The organism is Arthrobacter liuii, from assembly GCF_014639275.1.
GTDB classification, from domain to species: domain Bacteria; phylum Actinomycetota; class Actinomycetes; order Actinomycetales; family Micrococcaceae; genus Arthrobacter; species Arthrobacter liuii.
This window is the reverse complement of record NZ_BMFW01000002.1, coordinates 222462-239863: the sequence shown is the minus strand read 5'-3', so window position 1 is coordinate 239863 and position 17402 is coordinate 222462. Positions and strand designations below refer to the sequence as shown.

Genomic DNA, 17402 nt, shown 5'->3' with positions numbered 1-17402 from the left:
CTGAACCTTACAAATCAGCAGCGGACAAAGGCAATTTTCCGCCCGCGAACTTCGGCTCGCGCTTCTCCTGGAAAGCCCGGAAACCCTCCGCGTAGTCCTCGGTCTTGCAGAGCCGTGCCTGTTCCTCGTTCTCCTCCTGCATGGCCTGCCACAGGCCTAGCCGCTGGTCACGGATGTGCGCCACCAGCTCCTTCGAGGCCACAAAAGCACCCGTGGCGCCGGCAGCAACGCGACCAACAATGGCCCGCGACGACTCCAGCAACGAGTCGGCAGGCATCGCCCGGCTGAACATCCCCTGCGCCACCGCCTCGGCGCCGGAGATCAGGTCCGCCGTGTAGATCAGGTCCAGCGTCCGGTGCATCCCCAGGCGCTCCGTGAAGTACCAGTGCCCGCCCGAATCCAGCGTGGCCCCCAGCTTGGCGAACGGCGAGCCGAACTTCGCGTTCTCCGCCACGTACACCACGTCCGTTGCCAATAGCAGCCCCAGCCCCACGCCCAGGCACGCGCCCTGCGCCGCGGCAAACGTCGGCGCGGGAAAAGAAGCCATCTTCTTCAGCAGCGGCTCCACCAGCCCGCCCAGGTACGCTGCGGCGTCGTCATTCTCCGGGATGACCCCGGCGATGTCCCGGCCCGCGCAGAAGGCCCGGCCCTCTCCCCTCAGCAGCAGCGCCCGGACCTCACCGCGTGAGGCGGCGGCAGCAGCGTCGTCGTACGCCTGGGTTAAATCCCGCAGCGCCTGCTCATCCAGCGAGTTCAGCTTTTGCGGCGCGTCCAGTACGACCTCTGCGACGCCGTTGCTGATGGAAAGGGAAATCATGGGGCTCCTTGGGTGAAGGCCAATAAAGGCTTAGACGTCGAAGTCGACTGTGACTTCCTTGCTGGTGGGGTGGCTCTGGCACGTCAGCACGTAGCCCTTGTCCAGCTCATCCTGCTCCAGCGCGTAGTTCTCGTCCATGGTCACGCTGCCCGTGACCACCTTGGCCCGGCACGTGCCGCACACTCCCCCGGCGCACGCGAACGGCACATCCGGGCGCACCCGCAGCGCCGCGTTGAGGATCGACTCGCGCGCGTGGGTGGGGCTGGCCACCTCGCCCTGCAGGCCGTCCAGCTTGAACGTGATCTTGTACGTCTCCTGGGACTCGTCCACCAGCACGGGACGGCCGGCATGCCCCTCCGGGCGGTCCGGCTTGCCGGACGTGAACAGCTCGAACCGGACGTTCTCCGGCTTCACCCCGCGCTCGGCCAGGGTGTCCCGGCACAGCTGCACCAGCTCGAACGGCCCGCACAGGAACCATTCGTCCACATCGTCAGCGTGCAGGGCGGTGCCCAGCAGCTGCTGCAGCTTCTCCGCATCGATCCTGCCGGACAGCAGCGGCGCGATCCGCTGCTCGCGGCTGAGCACGTGGTGGATGGCCAGCCGCTGCGGGTACTTGTCCTTCAGGTCCGCCAGCTCCTCCAGGAACATCACGTCCATGGCGGCCTTGTTGGCGTAGATCAGGTCGAACCGGGTGTCCGGGTTGGCGGCCAGCAGCGTCTGGGCGATGGCGATCACCGGGGTGATGCCGGACCCCGCCGCGATGGCCACGAAGTTCCCCGCCTCCCCGGCCAGGTCCTCCGGGTGGTTCATGGAGTTCATGACGTTCTGGTCCACGGCCACGCCGTCGCGGCCGTGCTTGGACACGAACGCGCCCATGGGGCTCATCACGTCCAGGGTGTCCCCCGCCTTCAGCCCGGCGTTGGCCCACGTGGAGAACAGCCCGCCCAGGTCCTTCTTGATGGCCACACGGATCTCGCTGGTGCCGTCCGCGAAGCTGCGCGGCTCGGCGCAGATGGAGTAGCTGCGGCGGATCTCCTTCGGCTCGCCGTCCTCATCCGGCAGCGTGGTGCGCAGGGCCACGTACTGGCCGGGCAGGTAGTCGAACTTGCCGGCGAGCTCGGCCGGCACATGGAAGCCGACCTCGATGGCATCGTCGGTGAGCCGGCGCACCTCCTTCACCGCAAGGGAATGGAAGGATGGACGACGGCGGCCGGTCACCTCAGCCTCTTCGGCGGCGGTCTGGCGGACAACAGGCATGGGGCTTCCTTACAGGACTTTGAAATAGTCGAACGGTTCCTTGCAGTCCCGGCACACATACAGCGCCTTGCAGGACGTGGAACCGAAGCGGGTGAGTTCCTTGGTGTTCAGGCTGTTGCACTGCGGGCACTTCACGGCCAGGCTCAGCCTTACTGGGCCGGAGTGGCCGCCGGCCTTGGAGTGTCCGCTGGGCGGGGCGATGCCGTACTGCTGCAGCTTCTGCTTGCCAGCGTCCGTCATCCAGTCAGTGGTCCAGGCCGGCGACAGCACCAGGTCCACGTGCACGTCCGCGTAGCCCTTCTTGGCGAAGGCCGTGTAGACGTCGTCGCGGATGGCGTCCATGGCCGGGCAGCCCGAGTACGTGGGGGTGATGGTGACTTTCACTTGTCCTGTCTCTGTCACCTGCGCGTCCCGCAGGATGCCCAGGTCCGCGATGGTGAGCACCGGGATCTCCGGGTCCACCACGGTGGCCGCGATGTCCCACGCATCCTGCTGCGGGGTGCGGGTCCGGGTTTCGAAGTCCGAGATGTACACGGCAGTCACCAGCTGGCCCCGGGATGCTCGCGGGCCAGCACCTGCATCTCCGCGAGGATGTAGCCCAGGTACTCCGAGTGCTTGCCCTCCCGGCCGCCGCCCGGAGCTGCGGGCACGTCCGGGACCTCCAGCTCGGCCTCGTTCAAGACCTCAGCGGTGAGTCGGTCAAAGTCTTCCTTGAGCGTGGAAGGCGCGACGGCGGCACCCGCCTGGGCGAGCCTTTCGGTCAGTTCGTCGTCGCGGAACAGTTCGGCGACGTACGGCCACATGGTGCGCAGGCCGTGGATCATCCGCTTGCGGGATTCGTCCGTGCCGCCGGCCAGGCGCAGGACCCACTGGGCGCTGTGGTCCCTGTGGTAGTCCACTTCCTTCACGGCCTTGGCAGCGATGGCGGCCAGGGTGGCATCGGTGGATTCGGTGAGGCGGCGGTAGAGCTCGTACTGGTAGTAGCTCACCACGAACTGGCGGGCGATGGTGGCCGCGAAGTCGCCGTTGGGCTGCTCGAACAGCTGGACACTGCGGAATTCGTGCTCGCGGCGGAAGTAGGCCAGGTCATCCTCGGTCTTGGCCGTGCCGTCCTGGTTGGGCACGCCGGCGCCGGCGTAGGTGAGGAAGCTGCGGGCGTGGCCCAGCTGGTCCAGGGCGATGTTGCCCAGGGCGATGTCCTCCTCCAGCTCCGGTGCGCGGGAGATCCAGTGGCCCAGGCGCTGGGCGAGGATCAGGGCGTCGTCGCCCAGCCTCAGGGCGTACTCGGCGACGTCCTCTGTTGGCTTGGCCAGGCCGGTGCGGACCTCGAGCGCGATGTCCTCCGGGCGGAGGGCGTTGCCGGGGGTGATTCTTGTTGCACTTGCGTTGGCTTCGCTCACAGGTGCTTCACCCCTTCGCTCTTGGTGTAGTACGTGGCGTGGCGGTAGTCCTTGCCCTGCGGGGACTCGAAGAAGGAGCCCTTGGAGTCGGGGTCGCTCGCGGCGATGGCGTCGGCCGGGACAACCCAGATGGAGACGCCCTCGTTGCGGCGGGTGTAGAGGTCCCGTGCATTGCGGAGGGCCATGGCGGCGTCCGGTGCGTGCAGGGACCCGGCGTGGACGTGGCTCAGGCCGCGGCTGGAGCGGACGAAGACCTCCCACAGGCCCCAGGTGTTTCCAGTGGGCTCGGCTGTTGACTCGCTCATGCTGCGTATTCCTTCTGCTGCTTGGCTGACTGTTTTGCTGCATAAGCCGCAGCTGCTTCGCGGACCCAGGCGCCGTCGTCGTGCGCTGCCCTCCGCCGCTCAAGGCGCTGGGCGTTGCAGGGACCGCGGCCGGCCAGGACTTCGTGGAACTCGTCCCAGTCCAGAGGCCCGTGCTCCCACTTCTTGGTGTCCTCGTTGAAGCGGACCTGGTCATCGGGGAGGGTGAGGCCCAGGACCTTGACCTGCTCCACCATCATGCCCACGAAGCGGCTGCGGAGCTCGTCATTGCTGAAGCGCTTGATGTTCCAGGCCATGGACTGCTTGGAGTTGGGCGAATCGTCGTCCGGCGGCCCGAACATCATCAGGGCCGGGGCGTACCAGCGGTTCACGGCGTCCTGGGCCATCTGCTTCTGCGCTTCGGTGCCGTAGGAAAGTTCAAGGAGGATCTCGAATCCCTGGCGCTGGTGGAAGGACTCTTCCTTGCAGACGCGCACCATGGCGCGGCCGTAGGGGCCGTACGATGCCCGGCACAGCGGGACCTGGTTGCAGATGGCCGCGCCGTCCACAAGCCAGCCGATGGCGCCCATGTCCGCCCAGGTGCGGGCCGGGTAGTTGAAGATGCTGGAGTAGCGGGCCTTGCCGGCGATGAGGTCGTCCATCATCTTGTCCCGGGACTGGCCCAGGGTCTCGGCTGCGGAGTAAAGGTAGAGGCCGTGGCCGGCCTCGTCCTGGACCTTGGCCATCAGGATGGCCTTGCGCTTCAGGCTGGGGGCGCGGCTGATCCAGTTGGCCTCCGGCTGCATGCCGATGATCTCGGAGTGCGCGTGCTGGGAGACCTGGCGCAGGAGGGTCTTGCGGTAGGCGGCCGGCATCCAGTCGCGGGGCTCGATGCGCGAGTCCTCGGCGATGATCCGGTCAAAGTGCGCCTGGCCTGCGGCGTCCTCTTCCGGGGTTAGCTCAGCCGGCACTGACTGCAAGTTCTGCGCTGCCATGGTTGCTCCTATGCAAAGACCTTCTGGGACGTCCGGAATTATTTACCGACCGTTCGTTCAGGATATGCGGGAGCGCGCGCGGGCGTCAAGCGTGGCGCCCCTCTTTCGACGCGCCATCACGTTTGGCAGCCTTTCCCCCGACGCCCCATCACGTTCTGCAGCGTTTCCACCAACGCCCCATCAGCAAGCCACGGCTTCCGGGGTCATTTCTTCCAGGCCCGCCCCGGGGTCTTGGACAGGCTGGCGGACACCGCCAGGGCACCGGCCACCTGTGCCACCCCAAGGGCCCTGGTCAGGCCCGGGCGCTGCTTGAACCAGCCCATGAGCGGAGCCCAGGGCCCGAACTCCCACCGCGCGCAATGCTCCACCGGGAACAACGCGGTGAGCACCCCGTCCCCGATCTCCGCCATGACCAGTGACTCCACGACCCGAACGTCCATGAGATTTCCTCCCGCGCCTTGTCCGATCCTTGCTGATCGGCCGCTTGGAAACAGTCTGCGGCGGGCAACCACGGCAGCTTAGGGCTGAAAGCCCTGAATGGGGTCTGACTTCGCGATGGCAGGCAAGGAGTGCACTTTTTGGGCTCCATGACGCGTGGCCTGGTCGACGGCGGCCGGGTGGGCGTTGTCCGCAAGTTTGCCCGAGGCCTTAGGCGCCAGGGACCGACCCTGCTCATGTACAAAGCCGCTGCCGGATGGGACCCGTGCACCGGCCTGGGCAGCCCGGACGGAACGGCACTCCTGCATGCGCTGGCGTCCGGCCGGTCTCCTGCCGGCGCCGAAGGCATTTCTTAAGCCTTTCTTAAAGCCTCCGGGGGAGAGTGGAACTACGGGCCGAACAACAACGCCCCCAGGCCACGACTCCCCAAGGAAGTAATGCACGGATCAACCCACGATGACCGCCTGAACCAGCACACAGCGCCCACGGCACCCCCGGCCGTCGGCACCCGGTTCAGGGCACTCCCCCAGCCCCGGCACTGGCTGCCGGTGGGCATCCTGCTGTGCGCCGCCGTCGTCGTCCTGGGCCTCACCGTGCAACTGGTCCCCGGCGACACAACCGCAGAACTGGGCGTTGACCAAAACCTCAGCCAGCACCACGTGGCAGCGCTGACCGCGGTCGCGATGGTGATCAACCTGGTATTCGGCCCGGTAGTCGGCCTGCTGCTCATCGCTGTCGCAGCCCTGGCCATCTGGCTGTTCCGGCGCGACCTGGTGACCGCCGTCGCGTTCGGGCTCACCGCGTGCTCGGGCTGGGTGGCCAGCGAGGCCTTCAAGCTCATGTTCGCCCGGCAGCGGCCCAACCCCGCCCTGCTCTTCGACCCCCTGGCCCCGGAAACCGGATCCAACAGCTTCCCCAGCGGGCACGTGTCGTTCGCCGTGGCCCTGGCCTTCGCGCTGTACTTCCTGGTCCGCGGGACCCGCTGGTCCCGGCCCGTGGCCATAGCTGGTGCAGCCATGGCCGTGATTGTTGCGTGGTCGAGGGTATATGTAGGGGTGCACTACCCCACCGATGTGATTGCCTCCTTCCTGGCGGCCAGCGCCGCGGTGGTCCTGCTCGCCGGACTCTGGAACCGCTTCGCTCCACGGTTCCTGGACCGCCTGCCCGCAGCGCTCTCCGCCCCTGCAAGCCGACGCTAAGGATCCCCACCGTGCACAGCATCATCGCCCCCGCCGCGATCTCCGGCCTGGCCGGCGCCAGCGGAACGCCCTCCCTGCTGGACCCCGCAAGCCTGCTGGGCGGGCTGGGACCGGCAGCCCTCGGCGTCATCGCCGCGATGGTCTTCATCGAATCCGGGGTCCTGTTCCCGTTCCTGCCCGGCGATTCGCTGCTGTTCACCGCCGGGCTCCTGCACCAGCAGCTGAACCTGTCACTGCCCGTCCTGATCGGCGTGGTCACGGCAGCCGCAGTGGCCGGCGACCAGGTGGGCTTCCTCCTGGGCCGCAAATACGGCCGGCGGTGGTTCAAGGACGACGCCAAGGTGCTGAAGACGGCCCACCTCACCGCCACCGAGAATTTCTTCCACCGGCACGGCGGCGCCGCCGTGGTCCTGGCCCGCTTTGTGCCCATCATCCGGACCTTCGCGCCCCTGACCGCCGGGACCGCCCGGTACGGGCACAAGGCCTTCACGCTGTGGAACATCGTGGGCGCGTTGGCGTGGGCCACGTCCGTGATCCTGCTGGGCACCTGGCTGGGACACTACGAGATCATCGCCAAGAACATCGACGTCATCGCCATCCTCATGGTCCTGGTGTCCGTGGTGCCGTGGGGCATCGAGTACCTCAAGCACCGCCGCAGGAACCGCCGCGCTGCCGGCGCTGCCGCCAAGGATGCTGCCGGCGAACAGACCGTTGACGACGACGGCACGGACTTTGCTGCCAACGCCCGCCCGGAGCTCGACACGGCAGCCCGCACCTCCGGCCGGGACGGCAGCACGAAAGAATAGGCGGCATGACAACCGCCCCTGACCGGCTCTCCCTGCTGCTCGCCGAGGACGACCCCGCCCTGGGCCCGCTGATCACCGAATTGCTGGAACCGGATTACCGGGTCCGGCTGGCCGTCAGCGGGCAGGAGGCCCTGCATCTGGGGCTGACGCAGCCCTGGGACGTGATGGTCATTGACCGGGGACTGCCCATCATGGACGGGATGGGCGTCATCGCGGCCCTGCGGTCCAAAGGCATCGCCACCCCCATCCTGATCCTCACGGCCCTGGGCGACACCGGCGAAAAGGTCCGCGGGCTGGACGCGGGCGCCAATGACTACATGGCAAAACCGTTCGACGCCGGCGAGCTGGCTGCGCGCCTGCGCGCGCTGACCCGGACCTTCAGTACGCCCGCGGGCCCGGTGGGGATCGGCACCTGGGAGCTCGACCCGGCGTCGCGCTCCCTCCGCTCCCCGTACGGGGACCTGGTGACACTGACGGCCAAGGAAGCTGAACTCCTGGCGGCGCTGGCGGCAGAGCCCGGCAGGGTGTTCACCCGCGATGAACTGCTCGCCGCCCACTTCCAGTCCACGGACCAGCCGGGCGTCATCGACACCTACGTCCACCACCTTCGCCGCAAGATTTCCCGGACCGTGATCCGCACCGTCCACGGCGTGGGCTACCAGATCGGCGACCCCTCATGACCCCAGCCCCTGCCCCTGCCCCTGCCCCTGCCCCCGGCGATCCTGACCGGGACATCCTTCGCCGCGCATCGCTCAAGGTGGCCCTGCGGATCAGCGCCGGGGTGGCCGTCCTGGTGGTGCTCCTGCTCGCCGCCGCCACCGTGTTCCTGATGAACAAGCTGGCGCATCCCTCGCTGCCGGAGGCCACGGCGGGCAAGGCCTACACCTACCTCGATTCCAAGGACCTGATTGAGGGGATGATCCTGGCCGGCCTGGCGGGCATTGTGCTGGCCGGCGTGGTGGGGTGGGTCAGCGCGCGCAGCGCCATCCGGCCGCTGGGAGAGGCCCTGGCCCGGCAGCGCCGCTTTGTCCAGGATGCCAGCCACGAGCTCCGCACCCCCCTTGCCATCCTGGATACCCGGATCCAGCTGGCCCAGCGCAAAGCGGAGCCCGGATCCGAACCGGCACAGGCCCTGGCCAGGATCCGGGAGGACACCGCCACCCTGACGGGGATCGTCAACGAACTGCTGCTGGCCGCCACGGCCTCCGCGCCCCGGGCCGCGTTGGAGCCCGTGGATGTGGCAGCGGCGGCGGAATCCGTCGGCGCCAGCCTGCAGGACCTTGCCCGGCAACAGGGCGTCCAGCTGCTGTTCTCCGGGGGCGGCCCGGCGTTGGTCCGGATTGACCCCAGCTCACTGCGGCGCGCCGTGCTGGCCCTGGCGGACAACGCCCTGGCCCATACGCCCGACGGCGGCCGCATCACCATCAGCGCCGCCGCCGAAGGTTCCCGGGCGGTGATCGTGGTGTCTGACACGGGATCCGGCATCACCGGGGTGGACCCCGGGCAGATCTTTGACCGCTTTGTCCGCGCCCCGGGGCTGGACAGGGACGGGGGGCGCCGAAGCTTCGGGATTGGCCTGGCGCTGGTCCGGGACATCGCGACGGCGGCCGGCGGGACCGTGGAGGTGGCCCGCACCGGACCGGAGGGGACCACCATGCGGCTGGCGCTTCCCCTGGCCCGGGGCTGACCCGGGGCTGACCGCTGTGGTGCGTGCCGCCGTCGTGCTTTGCGTTGCGTTGGCGGGTAGCCGGGGTATTGACGGTTGACTTGTTTTTTGCAAGTATCAGAGCTGTCAGCACCTTTCTGGAAAAGAGACCATGATGACCGCAATGTTCGTCAACCTGCCGGTGACCGACCTGGAGCGCGCCAAGGCGTTCTACACGGCGGTAGGGTTCACCATCAACCCGCTCTTCACGGACCACAACGCGGCCTGCGTGGTGGTGGAGGAAGACCACAGTTACTTCATGCTCCTGGTCCGCGAGTACTTCCAGACCTTCAGCGAGCGTCCCATCGGCGACCCCTCGGCGACAGTTTCAGCCACCACCGCGGTCTTCCTGGACAGCCGGGATGCCGTGGACGCCAGCATGGCCAGCGGCCTCGCGGCCGGCGGCTCGGAGGCGCAGCCCACTTCCGATTACGGCTTCATGTACCAGCGCCAGCTCACGGACCCCGACGGCAACATCCTGGAGTTCGGATTCATGGACCCCACGGCCGCCCAACAGGGACCCGAAGCCTTCATGAACCAGCAGGCCTGAGGTTCATGGCCGCACGCGACTACGGGCAGTACTCCGGTATTACGCAGGCCATGGAGATCGTGGGCGAGCGGTGGGCCCTCCTGATTGTCCGTGACCTGCTGGTGGGGCCGCGCCGCTACGGGGAGCTCGCCGCCGGGCTCCCCCGCATCCCGAGCAACATCCTGGCCGCGCGGCTCAAGGAACTGCAGGCCGCCGGGGTCATCAGGCGGGCGCCCCGCTCCCGCGTGATCGTCTACGAACTGACGCCCTACGGCCGCGAGCTGGAACCCGTCATCCTCGCGCTGGGTGCCTGGGGCTTCAAAACGATGGGCGATCCCCGCGACGAACAGATCATCACCCCTGATTCGATGACCATGGACCTGCGCACCACCTTCCGGCCCGACGTGGCCGCAAGCCTGCCAGCCACCGCCTACGCGGCGCACTTCGGTTCCACTGAACTCCTGATCCGGGTGGATGGCACCCGCCTGGACGTCAGGCGCGGCGACGGCGTGGCCGACCTCGCCTTCGCCAGCGGGCCGGGCATCCGCCGGCTCATCGCCGGCGAAATCGCCCCCGACTGCGCCATCGAAACCGGCGTGGTCCAGGTGCTGAGCGGCCGGGGGAACCTCCTCCACCGCTTCGCGGACACGTTCCATCTGGCAGCCTGACCCGCTAGCCTGACCCGAAACCCTGATCTGCCCACGCGACCCGCCACTGAATGGAGCAATGCGATGACAAAAACCCAGGAAACCGGCACCGTCTTCAACGTGGTGGCGCCGGACGGCACCTCCCTCAGCGTCGAGCGGATGGGGACCGGACCCAGCCTGGTCCTGGTGGATGGAGCCTTCTGCGGCCGGAACTTCGGGCCCTCACGTGCTCTGGCGAATGAACTGAAGGATGCCTTCACGGTGTACTTCTACGACCGCCGCGGGCGCGGTGACAGCGGTGAGACCATGCCCTACGCCACCGAACGCGAGATCGAGGATCTCCAGGCAGTGCTGACTGAGGCGGGCGGCAGCCCGTACGTTTACGGGATCTCCTCCGGCGCCGCCCTGGCCCTTGAGGCTGCCGCAGCGGGAGTCCCCATGCGGGGCCTTGCCACCTACGAGGCACCCTACACCGGCGTCCAGGGCTCGGACGGGACTCCGGGGAGCCACCGCGAGCACCTGGAAGCCCTCCTTCGGGAAGGCAAGCGCGGCAGCGCTGTGTCCTATTTCCTGGTCAAAATGGTGGGAGCGCCGGCCTTCCTCCCCTACCTCCTGCGCCTCATGCCCGGCGTGTGGAAGAAGCAGATCGCGGCGGCCAACACCCTGCCCTACGAAACCCGGGTGACCAACAACTTCGTGGCCCCGCTGGAGCGGCTCCGCACCATCACCGCGCCTACCCTGGTCATGGTCGGAGGAAAAGCCGGCGCCCCCATGGCCCAGGGGCAAAAGGCGATCGCGGGAGCCGTCGCCGGCAGCGAACACCGAGTCCTCGAAGGCCAAACCCACCAGGTCTCCGCCGCTGCCATCGCCACCCAGCTCAGGGGCTTCTTCACCGCCTGAGCCAGCCCGTGGGGACAGCGACCCGGGTTGTGGAAGGGGATGCGTTGAGAGCCTGAACGAGGGCATGCACAGTCAGCCGGTGCGCGCTCATGAAGGCGGGGGTGAAGGTTAATTCTTCCTTAAAGGCAGCCATGGTCCCCCTGCAGACGCCAGCTTTGGGCATAGGGTCGGTGGTAATCGATCAGGTGTCCGGTGTTCGGGCCGAGGAAACGGGGATGTCATGGCTGGCAGCAGAATCAAGCGCGTGGTGCTGATGATTCAGGAAAACCATACAACCGACAACTATTTCCGGGGCCTGGCCCCGTATGGGGCCAACGTGTCGTCCGACTGGCCGATTCAGGCCAACCCGCCTGCATCCGATCAGCCCCACGACCGGCATGCCTACTACCGGTGGCTCACAGGTCAGCACAAGGCAACCCGCACCCAGTTCGACACCGCGACCGTCGTCCCGTTCTACGCGTACTTGGCACTGACGGGGGCCTTCCTGGAAAACCACTGCAGTGGCTTCGGCACCAATTCCACACCAAACCATCTGTTGATCGTCGGGGGTCAGTCGCCGACCCTGCGCAATCCGTCCAGGACCCAGCCACCGCCCCTGTGGGACATGCCCTCCGTCCCTGGGCTCGCGGCCGACGCCGGAATCGGCTGGGCCTGCTACACCGGCACCAATAACTACCCGGCCGGCTTCTACAAGCAACTCAACGGCTCGAAGAACCTCATTCCCAATGCGCATTTCGTCGCTGACGCTGCCGCCGGGAAACTGCCGCCGCTGACATACCTGTGGCACAACTCGCCCGAAGACGAACATCCGACCGCCGACGTTACCATCGGGATGAACAAAATCTGGGAGTCCGTGGACGCGGTTGTCAAAGCCGGCGGCTGGGACGATACGGTGTTCCTGCTCACTTGGGATGACTGGGGCGGCTGGGATGATCACGTTGCCACCCCGAACGTCGAACACACCCCGGACGGGGTACAGCTCGCGTATGGTCCGCGCGTCCCGCTGATCATGTTCGGCGGGGCGGTCAAGCCGGGCATCGACAGCCGCTGGTCCAATCACGCCGGCATCCCGAAAACGGTGATGCAGCTGCTCGGACTGCCGAAGCTGGGTGTGGACCGCGTTGACAACGATCCTGGTCTCGCAGACCTGGTTGACCCCGCACTGCACAACCCCGCACCCCCCGCCTACGGTGCGAAAATCACCCTTCCTGGCCCTCCCCAGCCTCCCCGCAATTCCAAACCGCTGCCGGCACCGCCCGTGGCGACATCAACTCCGGTGACCCCGGTGATGTTACGCGGCGGCGGCACGCTCCCGCCGCCCAATGACGTTCCCCTGACTACAACGAAGCCCTGAACGATGACCGTCTTACGGATGGAGCATTTCCATGTCTGAAGAAAACACCACCCCGAACCGCGTTCCGCTTGCCGGTTCCGACCGTCCGGCAGCGGCACGCATCCAAGCCGCGCACGGGCCCGTTGATCCTTCGCGCAGGATTGAGGTGACGGTGATCCTGCGCCGCCAGGAACCGTTGACGGAGATGCCTGCCGAACCGATGACCAAGGAGGAGCTGACGGCCCGGCACGGGGCCTCCGCCGCCGACGTGAACCTTGCCATCGAGACGTTCACACGGCTGGGAGCCGACATCATCCATGCCGACCCAGCCTCCCGCCGCCTCAGGCTGGGAGGAACCGTGAAACAGCTGAGCACAATCTTCGGCACCAGCTTGGAGGAGGTGACCAGCAGTGGGCCGCACGGCCACGACATCACCCATCGGCACCGGACCGGAGGCCTGCAGATCCCGGCGGAACTGGACGGGATCGTCACCGCCGTCCTGGGCCTTGACGACCGGCCCCAGGCCCGGGCGCAATTCCGGGCGATCCCGAACGCTGCAGCAGGCACCAGCTACACACCGCCGGAACTTGCCAAGATATACAACTTCCCTGCAGGCACCGACGGCAGCGGCCAGGTTGTGGCCATCATCGAACTCGGCGGCGGCTTCGGGCAGGCAGACCTGGACGCCTATTTCTCGGCTCTGGGGATCACGGGCCCGAAGGTCACCGCAGTGGGCGTTGACGGCGCCGCCAACCAGCCCGGACAGGATCCGACCGGCGCAGACGGTGAAGTGCTGCTCGACATCGAAGTGGTCGGCGCGCTGGCGCCCAGGGCAGAGATCCTCGTGTACTTCGCACCGAACACCGACGCCGGGTTCCTTGACGCGGTTATCAACGCCTCCCACGCAACCCCGGCACCGGCGTCGATCAGCATCAGCTGGGGCCAGAATGAGGACGAATGGACCGCGCAGGCGCGGACCGCAATGGACCAGGCCCTCGCAGACGCCTCCGCGCTGGGCGTGACGGTCACCGCGGCGGCAGGAGACAACGGCAGCGCCGACGGGGCCACTGACGGCAAAGACCACGCGGACTTTCCAGCCGCAAGCCCACACGTACTGGCGTGCGGCGGCACCCGCCTCGATGCCGACTCGGCCACAGGAACCATCAGATCAGAAACCGTCTGGAACGACGGGCCACACTCAGCCACAGGCGGCGGCTACAGCGACGCCTTCCCCGCCCCGGCCTGGCAAAAGCACCTCCCCTCCCACAACCGGCACCACCCGCCGGCTCCAAAACCCACAGCCGCAGGCCACGGCCGCGGCGTCCCGGACGTCAGCGGCGTCGCCGACCCACAGACCGGATACAGGGTCAGAGTCGACGGCAAAGACATGGTCATCGGCGGGACAAGCGCCGTCGCTCCACTCTGGGCAGCACTGATCGCCCTCCTCGCCCAAGACACGGGCAAACGATTCGGACAAATCCAGCCACTGCTCTACAGCCTGAGGAATGGGTTCCACGACGTCACCGCCGGAAACAACGGCACATATCAGGCGGCCGCCGGCTGGGACCCCTGCACCGGACTCGGCAGCCCCGACGGGACAGCCCTGCTCACAGCAATCAAATCCGGGATATAGACCCTGCGCCGAGTCAGAGACTTCCACGGCTGAGTCCTCCCGTGTATGCCCGGCGGCCCTATCCTTTTGGTGCGGGCCGCCGTCGTGCTTTCCGCTTCCCCTTTTTGGCGTGTCCGCGCGATCAGCAGCACAGTAGAAGGCATGACAGACCAAGGCGATGACGACGTCACCGGAACCATCGAGCTCGAGGGGGAATTGCTGCACCTGAAGTGGGCGCCCGGGGATGTGGTGACGGAACGCGACGCCAGGGCATTGATGAAGCGCGCCCAGGTCCTCAGCGCCGGCCGGACCCTTCCGCTGCTTGCCGAGATCACGGGCGTGGCGTGGATCGATCAAGGAGCCCTGAAAGCTTTTGCCGGAACCTGGCCGCTGGCACGTGCGGCAGTAGTGGGCGCATCCCCCGTGGACCAGACCCTGGCCGACTTCTACACGGGGCGGCACAAGCCGGTGCACCCCACACGATTCTTCACCTCGATGGACGAGGCGATGGCGTGGCTGAGGGCGGAACACTGATCTGGCCGTGCCGTGCCGTGTCGCGGGAATAGGCTCAGTTCTTCTCCTGGACCGGCACCCCGGCGGCCTGCTGCGTGGCCGCCCAGCTGGCCAGGACCTTGAGGGCGTCCCCGGACGGCGAGCCGGGTTCGGCGGTGTAAATGTTGATGCGCAGGCCCGGATCCGCGGGGAGCTCGAGCGCCTCGTAAGTGAGGTCCAGGTCCCCCACCACGGAATGGTGGAGGCGTTTGCGGCCGGTGCGGTGGTACTTCACATCGTGCCGCGCCCACCGGGCGCGGAACTCCTCGCTGCGCGTTGACAGCTCGCCGATCAAATCGGACAGATCCTTGTCGTACGGGTTCTTCCCTGCCGTTGACCGCAGGACAGCCACGATGTCGTCCGCCGCCCGCTCCCAGTCGGCAAAGAACTCCCGCGACTTCGGGCTCAGGAAGGTAAACCGGGCACTGTTGGGCGGGGTGCCGCCGTCGGCCATCATCTCCAGATACAGCGCCCGGCCCAGCTCGTTGGACGCCAGCACATCGCCGCGGTCGTTCCGGACCCAGGCCGGCGCCGCGGTAATCGCATCGATGACACGCTGCACGCTGGGCCGGACCGCCCGCGGGCTCCGCTTGCGGCGCGCCCGCGGAGCCGCGGAGGCCGCGCGGGCCAGGTCGAAAAGGTGGGCCGTCTCGGCGTCGTCCAGCTGCAACGCGCGCGCCAACGCCTCGAGGACGCTGTCCGACGCACCTGAAAGGTTCCCGCGCTCCAGCCGGATGTAGTAGTCGATGCTCATCCCGGCGAGCATGGCCACCTCCTCGCGGCGCAGCCCCGCCACCCGCCGGTTGCCGCCGTACGCGGGCAGCCCGGCGTCCTCCGGGGTGAGCCGCGCGCGGCGGGAAGCCAGGAATTTCCGCACGTCATCGCTGTTGGTCATGGCTCCAACGGTACGCCCGCCCGAAAAAGTGAAGGAGGGACTGGCAAGCCCTCCCACAAACCCGCGGACCCAAATAGCGTGAAGGCATGGTTATGGAACTCAAGCTCAACAATGGAATCACAATGCCCGCCCTCGGCCTGGGCGTCTTCCAAAGTCCCCCGGAAGAGACGACGGCGGCCGTCCAGACAGCGCTCGAGGTGGGCTACCGGCACATCGACACCGCCGCCGCGTACGGCAATGAGCGGGAGGTGGGCGAAGGGATCCGCCGGTCCGGACTGGCCAGGTCCGACGTCTTCTTGGAGACGAAAGTCTGGGTCAGCGACTACGGCTACGACGAGGCGCTGCATGCCTGGGACAAGGCAGTCGGCAAGCTCGGCGTGGACCAGCTGGACCTGCTCATCCTGCACCAGCCCGCCCCCGACCGGTTCGAGAAGACCATCGCCGCGTACAGGGCGCTGGAAACCCTGCTCAAGGACGGGCGCGTGCGGGCCATCGGCGTCAGCAACTTCATGCCGCACCACCTGCAGCAGCTGCTGGCGGAAACCGAGGTGGTTCCCGCCGTCAACCAGATCGAGCTGCACCCCTACTTCGCGCAGCGGAACGTCCAGGCCGCGGACGCGGAACACGGCATCCTTACCCAGGCATGGTCGCCGATCGGCGGCATCACCTTCTACCCGGGCTGGGGCGAGAACCGGAAGAACGTCATGCGGGACCCGGCGATTGCCGCCGTCGCGCAGGCCCACGGCAAGACCCCCGCCCAGGTGATGCTGCGCTGGCACCTGCAGCAGGGCCGCTCAGCCATCCCCAAGTCCACCAACCCGGCCCGCATCGCGGAGAACTTCGACGTGTTCGGCTTCGAGCTGTCCGCGGAGGAGCTTGCGGCCATCGACGCGCTGGACACCGGCGTCCGCAGCGGCCCGGACCCGGATGTGGCCCGCCCGGAGCGGTTCGCCATGGTCATCCCGGAAGCCTAAGGAGAAAAGCAATGGAATACCGCCCGCTTGGCCGCACCGGAGTGCAGGTCAGCCCCTTCTGCCTCGGCGCAATGATGTTCGGCCCGTGGGGCAACGACGACCGTGCCGACGCCACCCGCATCATCCACCGGGCCCTGGACGCCGGCATCAACTTCATCGACACCGCGGACGTCTACTCGGGCGGGGCATCGGAGGAGATCGTTGGGGAAGCGCTGGAGGGCCGCCGCGACGATGTCTTCCTGGCCACGAAGTTCTTCATGCCGATGGATGAAAAGGACCCCAACCAGCGCGGCGGCTCCCGCCGCTGGATCATGCGGGAGGTGGAGAACTCGCTCCGGCGGCTGAACACCGACTACATCGACCTCTACCAGGTGCACCGGCCCAGCCCGGACACCGACGTGGAGGAGACCCTGGGCGCGCTCACCGACCTGGTCCGCCAGGGCAAGGTCCGCTACATCGGGTCCTCGTCCTACTCGGGCTCGCAGATCGTGGAGGCGCAGTGGGCGTCCCGCGAGCGCAACCTGGAGCGGTTCGTCACCGAGCAGCCGCCCTACTCCATCCTGGTCCGCGGCATCGAGGAGGACGTCCTCCCTACGGTCCAGCGGCATGGCATGGGCACCCTCACGTACAGCCCGCTGGCCGGCGGCTGGCTCTCCGGCCGGTGGCGGAAGGACTCCGCGTCCCGGCCCACCTCAAGCGCCCGCCCCAGCGCCCGGTTCGACATGACCCAGCCGGCCAACCAGCGCAAGCTGGACATCGTGGAGGAACTGGCCCAGGTGGCCGAATGGGCCGGCGTCACGCTCATCGAGCTGGCCATCGCGTTCGTGATCCACCACCCCGGCGTCACCTCCGCCATCGTGGGCCCACGCACCATGGAACAGCTCGAGTCCTACCTGCCGGCCGCCGACACCAGGCTCGCCCCCGAGGTGCTGGACCGGATCGACCAGCTGGTGGCCCCCGGCGTCACCGTCAATCCCGAGGACAACAGCTACGGCGCCCACGAACTCACCGCACAGGCACGACGGCGGCACCAGCCTTAAG

General features: G+C 67.6%; 21 protein-coding genes. 13 read left to right on the top strand and 8 right to left on the bottom strand.

Annotation, left to right across the window (positions count from 1 at the left end):
* Positions 1-7: 7 nt before the first annotated feature.
* The 7 genes from IEW19_RS03115 to IEW19_RS03085 form a co-directional block, all read right to left on the bottom strand.
* Positions 8-817, bottom strand: coding sequence for an enoyl-CoA hydratase/isomerase family protein (locus IEW19_RS03115; protein ID WP_188570220.1), 810 nt, complete (start codon positions 815-817; stop codon positions 8-10).
* Between the two features lie 30 nt (positions 818-847).
* Entirely contained in the window at positions 848-2074 is a 1227-nt protein-coding gene (paaE, locus tag IEW19_RS03110) for a 1,2-phenylacetyl-CoA epoxidase subunit PaaE (protein WP_188570219.1), read from the bottom strand.
* A 9-nt stretch (positions 2075-2083) separates the two neighbouring features.
* Positions 2084-2617 (bottom strand): 1,2-phenylacetyl-CoA epoxidase subunit PaaD, encoded by a 534-nt coding sequence (gene paaD, locus IEW19_RS03105; protein ID WP_308419966.1) that lies wholly within the window; start codon positions 2615-2617, stop codon positions 2084-2086.
* The gene (gene paaC / locus IEW19_RS03100) at positions 2614-3474 is read right to left on the bottom strand and encodes a 1,2-phenylacetyl-CoA epoxidase subunit PaaC (protein WP_188570218.1); all 861 of its coding nucleotides are present in this window, start codon (positions 3472-3474) and stop codon (positions 2614-2616) included. Before paaC ends, paaD begins: the two co-directional genes overlap by 4 nt.
* The gene (gene paaB / locus IEW19_RS03095) at positions 3471-3779 is read right to left on the bottom strand and encodes a 1,2-phenylacetyl-CoA epoxidase subunit PaaB (protein WP_188570217.1); all 309 of its coding nucleotides are present in this window, start codon (positions 3777-3779) and stop codon (positions 3471-3473) included. Before paaB ends, paaC begins: the two co-directional genes overlap by 4 nt.
* Entirely contained in the window at positions 3776-4771 is a 996-nt protein-coding gene (gene paaA / locus IEW19_RS03090; protein ID WP_188570216.1) for a 1,2-phenylacetyl-CoA epoxidase subunit PaaA, read from the bottom strand. The genes paaB and paaA overlap by 4 nt, the downstream gene beginning before the upstream one ends.
* 203 nt (positions 4772-4974) lie before the next feature.
* Positions 4975-5211, bottom strand: a complete 237-nt coding sequence (locus tag IEW19_RS03085; protein WP_188570215.1) for a hypothetical protein — start codon at positions 5209-5211, stop codon at positions 4975-4977.
* 138 nt (positions 5212-5349) lie between these two features.
* On the opposite strand from IEW19_RS03085, the gene IEW19_RS03080 reads away from it, so the two are divergent.
* The 11 genes from IEW19_RS03080 to IEW19_RS03030 all read left to right on the top strand — a co-directional run bounded on the left by IEW19_RS03080 (position 5350) and on the right by IEW19_RS03030 (position 14474).
* Positions 5350-5565 (top strand): hypothetical protein, encoded by a 216-nt coding sequence (locus IEW19_RS03080; protein WP_188570214.1) that lies wholly within the window; start codon positions 5350-5352, stop codon positions 5563-5565.
* A gap of 81 nt (positions 5566-5646) precedes the next feature.
* Complete coding sequence (locus IEW19_RS03075) at positions 5647-6408, top strand: phosphatase PAP2 family protein (protein WP_188570213.1); 762 nt, start codon at positions 5647-5649, stop codon at positions 6406-6408.
* Between the two features lie 11 nt (positions 6409-6419).
* Entirely contained in the window at positions 6420-7214 is a 795-nt protein-coding gene (locus IEW19_RS03070) for a DedA family protein (RefSeq protein ID WP_188570212.1), read from the top strand.
* Positions 7215-7219: 5 nt separating this feature from the next.
* Positions 7220-7894 (top strand): response regulator transcription factor, encoded by a 675-nt coding sequence (locus IEW19_RS03065; protein WP_188570211.1) that lies wholly within the window; start codon positions 7220-7222, stop codon positions 7892-7894.
* A complete protein-coding gene (locus tag IEW19_RS03060; RefSeq protein ID WP_188570210.1) occupies positions 7891-8901 on the top strand; it encodes a sensor histidine kinase in 1011 nt (336 codons plus the stop codon). Before IEW19_RS03065 ends, IEW19_RS03060 begins: the two co-directional genes overlap by 4 nt.
* Positions 8902-9034: 133 nt before the next feature.
* The gene (locus IEW19_RS03055) at positions 9035-9469 is read left to right on the top strand and encodes a VOC family protein (protein ID WP_188570381.1); all 435 of its coding nucleotides are present in this window, start codon (positions 9035-9037) and stop codon (positions 9467-9469) included.
* Positions 9470-9474: 5 nt separating this feature from the next.
* Positions 9475-10116 (top strand): winged helix-turn-helix transcriptional regulator, encoded by a 642-nt coding sequence (locus IEW19_RS03050; RefSeq protein ID WP_188570209.1) that lies wholly within the window; start codon positions 9475-9477, stop codon positions 10114-10116.
* 63 nt (positions 10117-10179) lie between these two features.
* The gene (locus tag IEW19_RS03045) at positions 10180-10995 is read left to right on the top strand and encodes an alpha/beta fold hydrolase (protein ID WP_188570208.1); all 816 of its coding nucleotides are present in this window, start codon (positions 10180-10182) and stop codon (positions 10993-10995) included.
* A gap of 220 nt (positions 10996-11215) precedes the next feature.
* A complete protein-coding gene (locus IEW19_RS03040; protein WP_188570207.1) occupies positions 11216-12349 on the top strand; it encodes an alkaline phosphatase family protein in 1134 nt (377 codons plus the stop codon).
* 31 nt (positions 12350-12380) lie between these two features.
* Complete coding sequence (locus IEW19_RS03035) at positions 12381-13961, top strand: S53 family peptidase (RefSeq protein ID WP_188570206.1); 1581 nt, start codon at positions 12381-12383, stop codon at positions 13959-13961.
* 141 nt (positions 13962-14102) lie between these two features.
* Complete coding sequence (locus IEW19_RS03030) at positions 14103-14474, top strand: DUF7793 family protein (RefSeq protein ID WP_188570205.1); 372 nt, start codon at positions 14103-14105, stop codon at positions 14472-14474.
* Between the two features lie 34 nt (positions 14475-14508).
* Here the strand turns inward: IEW19_RS03030 and IEW19_RS03025 are convergent, their stop codons facing one another.
* Positions 14509-15387, bottom strand: a complete 879-nt coding sequence (locus IEW19_RS03025; RefSeq protein ID WP_188570204.1) for a helix-turn-helix transcriptional regulator — start codon at positions 15385-15387, stop codon at positions 14509-14511.
* A 92-nt stretch (positions 15388-15479) separates the two neighbouring features.
* On the opposite strand from IEW19_RS03025, the gene IEW19_RS03020 reads away from it, so the two are divergent.
* Both IEW19_RS03020 and IEW19_RS03015 read left to right on the top strand, forming a co-directional pair.
* Positions 15480-16361 carry an aldo/keto reductase gene (locus tag IEW19_RS03020; protein WP_188570380.1) on the top strand — a complete coding sequence of 294 codons (882 nt, stop codon included), beginning with the start codon at positions 15480-15482 and terminating at the stop codon, positions 16359-16361.
* Positions 16362-16372: 11 nt separating this feature from the next.
* On the top strand, positions 16373-17401 hold the full coding sequence (locus IEW19_RS03015) for an aldo/keto reductase (protein WP_188570203.1): 1029 nt from the start codon (positions 16373-16375) through the stop codon (positions 17399-17401).
* Position 17402: the final 1 nt, after the last annotated feature.

Excerpts from the sequence above, each read along its gene's own strand:
- IEW19_RS03115 (WP_188570220.1), bottom strand. The coding sequence starts at position 817 with ATGATTTCCCTTTCCATCAGCAACGGCGTCGCAGAGGTCGTACTGGAC.
- paaE (WP_188570219.1), bottom strand. The coding sequence starts at position 2,074 with ATGCCTGTTGTCCGCCAGACCGCCGCCGAAGAGGCTGAGGTGACCGGC.
- paaB (WP_188570217.1), bottom strand. The coding sequence starts at position 3,779 with ATGAGCGAGTCAACAGCCGAGCCCACTGGAAACACCTGGGGCCTGTGG.
- paaA (WP_188570216.1), bottom strand. The coding sequence starts at position 4,771 with ATGGCAGCGCAGAACTTGCAGTCAGTGCCGGCTGAGCTAACCCCGGAA.
- IEW19_RS03085 (WP_188570215.1), bottom strand. The coding sequence starts at position 5,211 with ATGGACGTTCGGGTCGTGGAGTCACTGGTCATGGCGGAGATCGGGGAC.
- IEW19_RS03075 (WP_188570213.1), top strand. The coding sequence starts at position 5,647 with ATGCACGGATCAACCCACGATGACCGCCTGAACCAGCACACAGCGCCC.
- IEW19_RS03065 (WP_188570211.1), top strand. The coding sequence starts at position 7,220 with ATGACAACCGCCCCTGACCGGCTCTCCCTGCTGCTCGCCGAGGACGAC.
- IEW19_RS03060 (WP_188570210.1), top strand. The coding sequence starts at position 7,891 with ATGACCCCAGCCCCTGCCCCTGCCCCTGCCCCTGCCCCCGGCGATCCT.
- IEW19_RS03055 (WP_188570381.1), top strand. The coding sequence starts at position 9,035 with ATGACCGCAATGTTCGTCAACCTGCCGGTGACCGACCTGGAGCGCGCC.
- IEW19_RS03050 (WP_188570209.1), top strand. The coding sequence starts at position 9,475 with ATGGCCGCACGCGACTACGGGCAGTACTCCGGTATTACGCAGGCCATG.
- IEW19_RS03045 (WP_188570208.1), top strand. The coding sequence starts at position 10,180 with ATGACAAAAACCCAGGAAACCGGCACCGTCTTCAACGTGGTGGCGCCG.
- IEW19_RS03040 (WP_188570207.1), top strand. The coding sequence starts at position 11,216 with ATGGCTGGCAGCAGAATCAAGCGCGTGGTGCTGATGATTCAGGAAAAC.
- IEW19_RS03035 (WP_188570206.1), top strand. The coding sequence starts at position 12,381 with ATGTCTGAAGAAAACACCACCCCGAACCGCGTTCCGCTTGCCGGTTCC.
- IEW19_RS03030 (WP_188570205.1), top strand. The coding sequence starts at position 14,103 with ATGACAGACCAAGGCGATGACGACGTCACCGGAACCATCGAGCTCGAG.
- IEW19_RS03025 (WP_188570204.1), bottom strand. The coding sequence starts at position 15,387 with ATGACCAACAGCGATGACGTGCGGAAATTCCTGGCTTCCCGCCGCGCG.
- IEW19_RS03020 (WP_188570380.1), top strand. The coding sequence starts at position 15,480 with ATGGAACTCAAGCTCAACAATGGAATCACAATGCCCGCCCTCGGCCTG.
- IEW19_RS03015 (WP_188570203.1), top strand. The coding sequence starts at position 16,373 with ATGGAATACCGCCCGCTTGGCCGCACCGGAGTGCAGGTCAGCCCCTTC.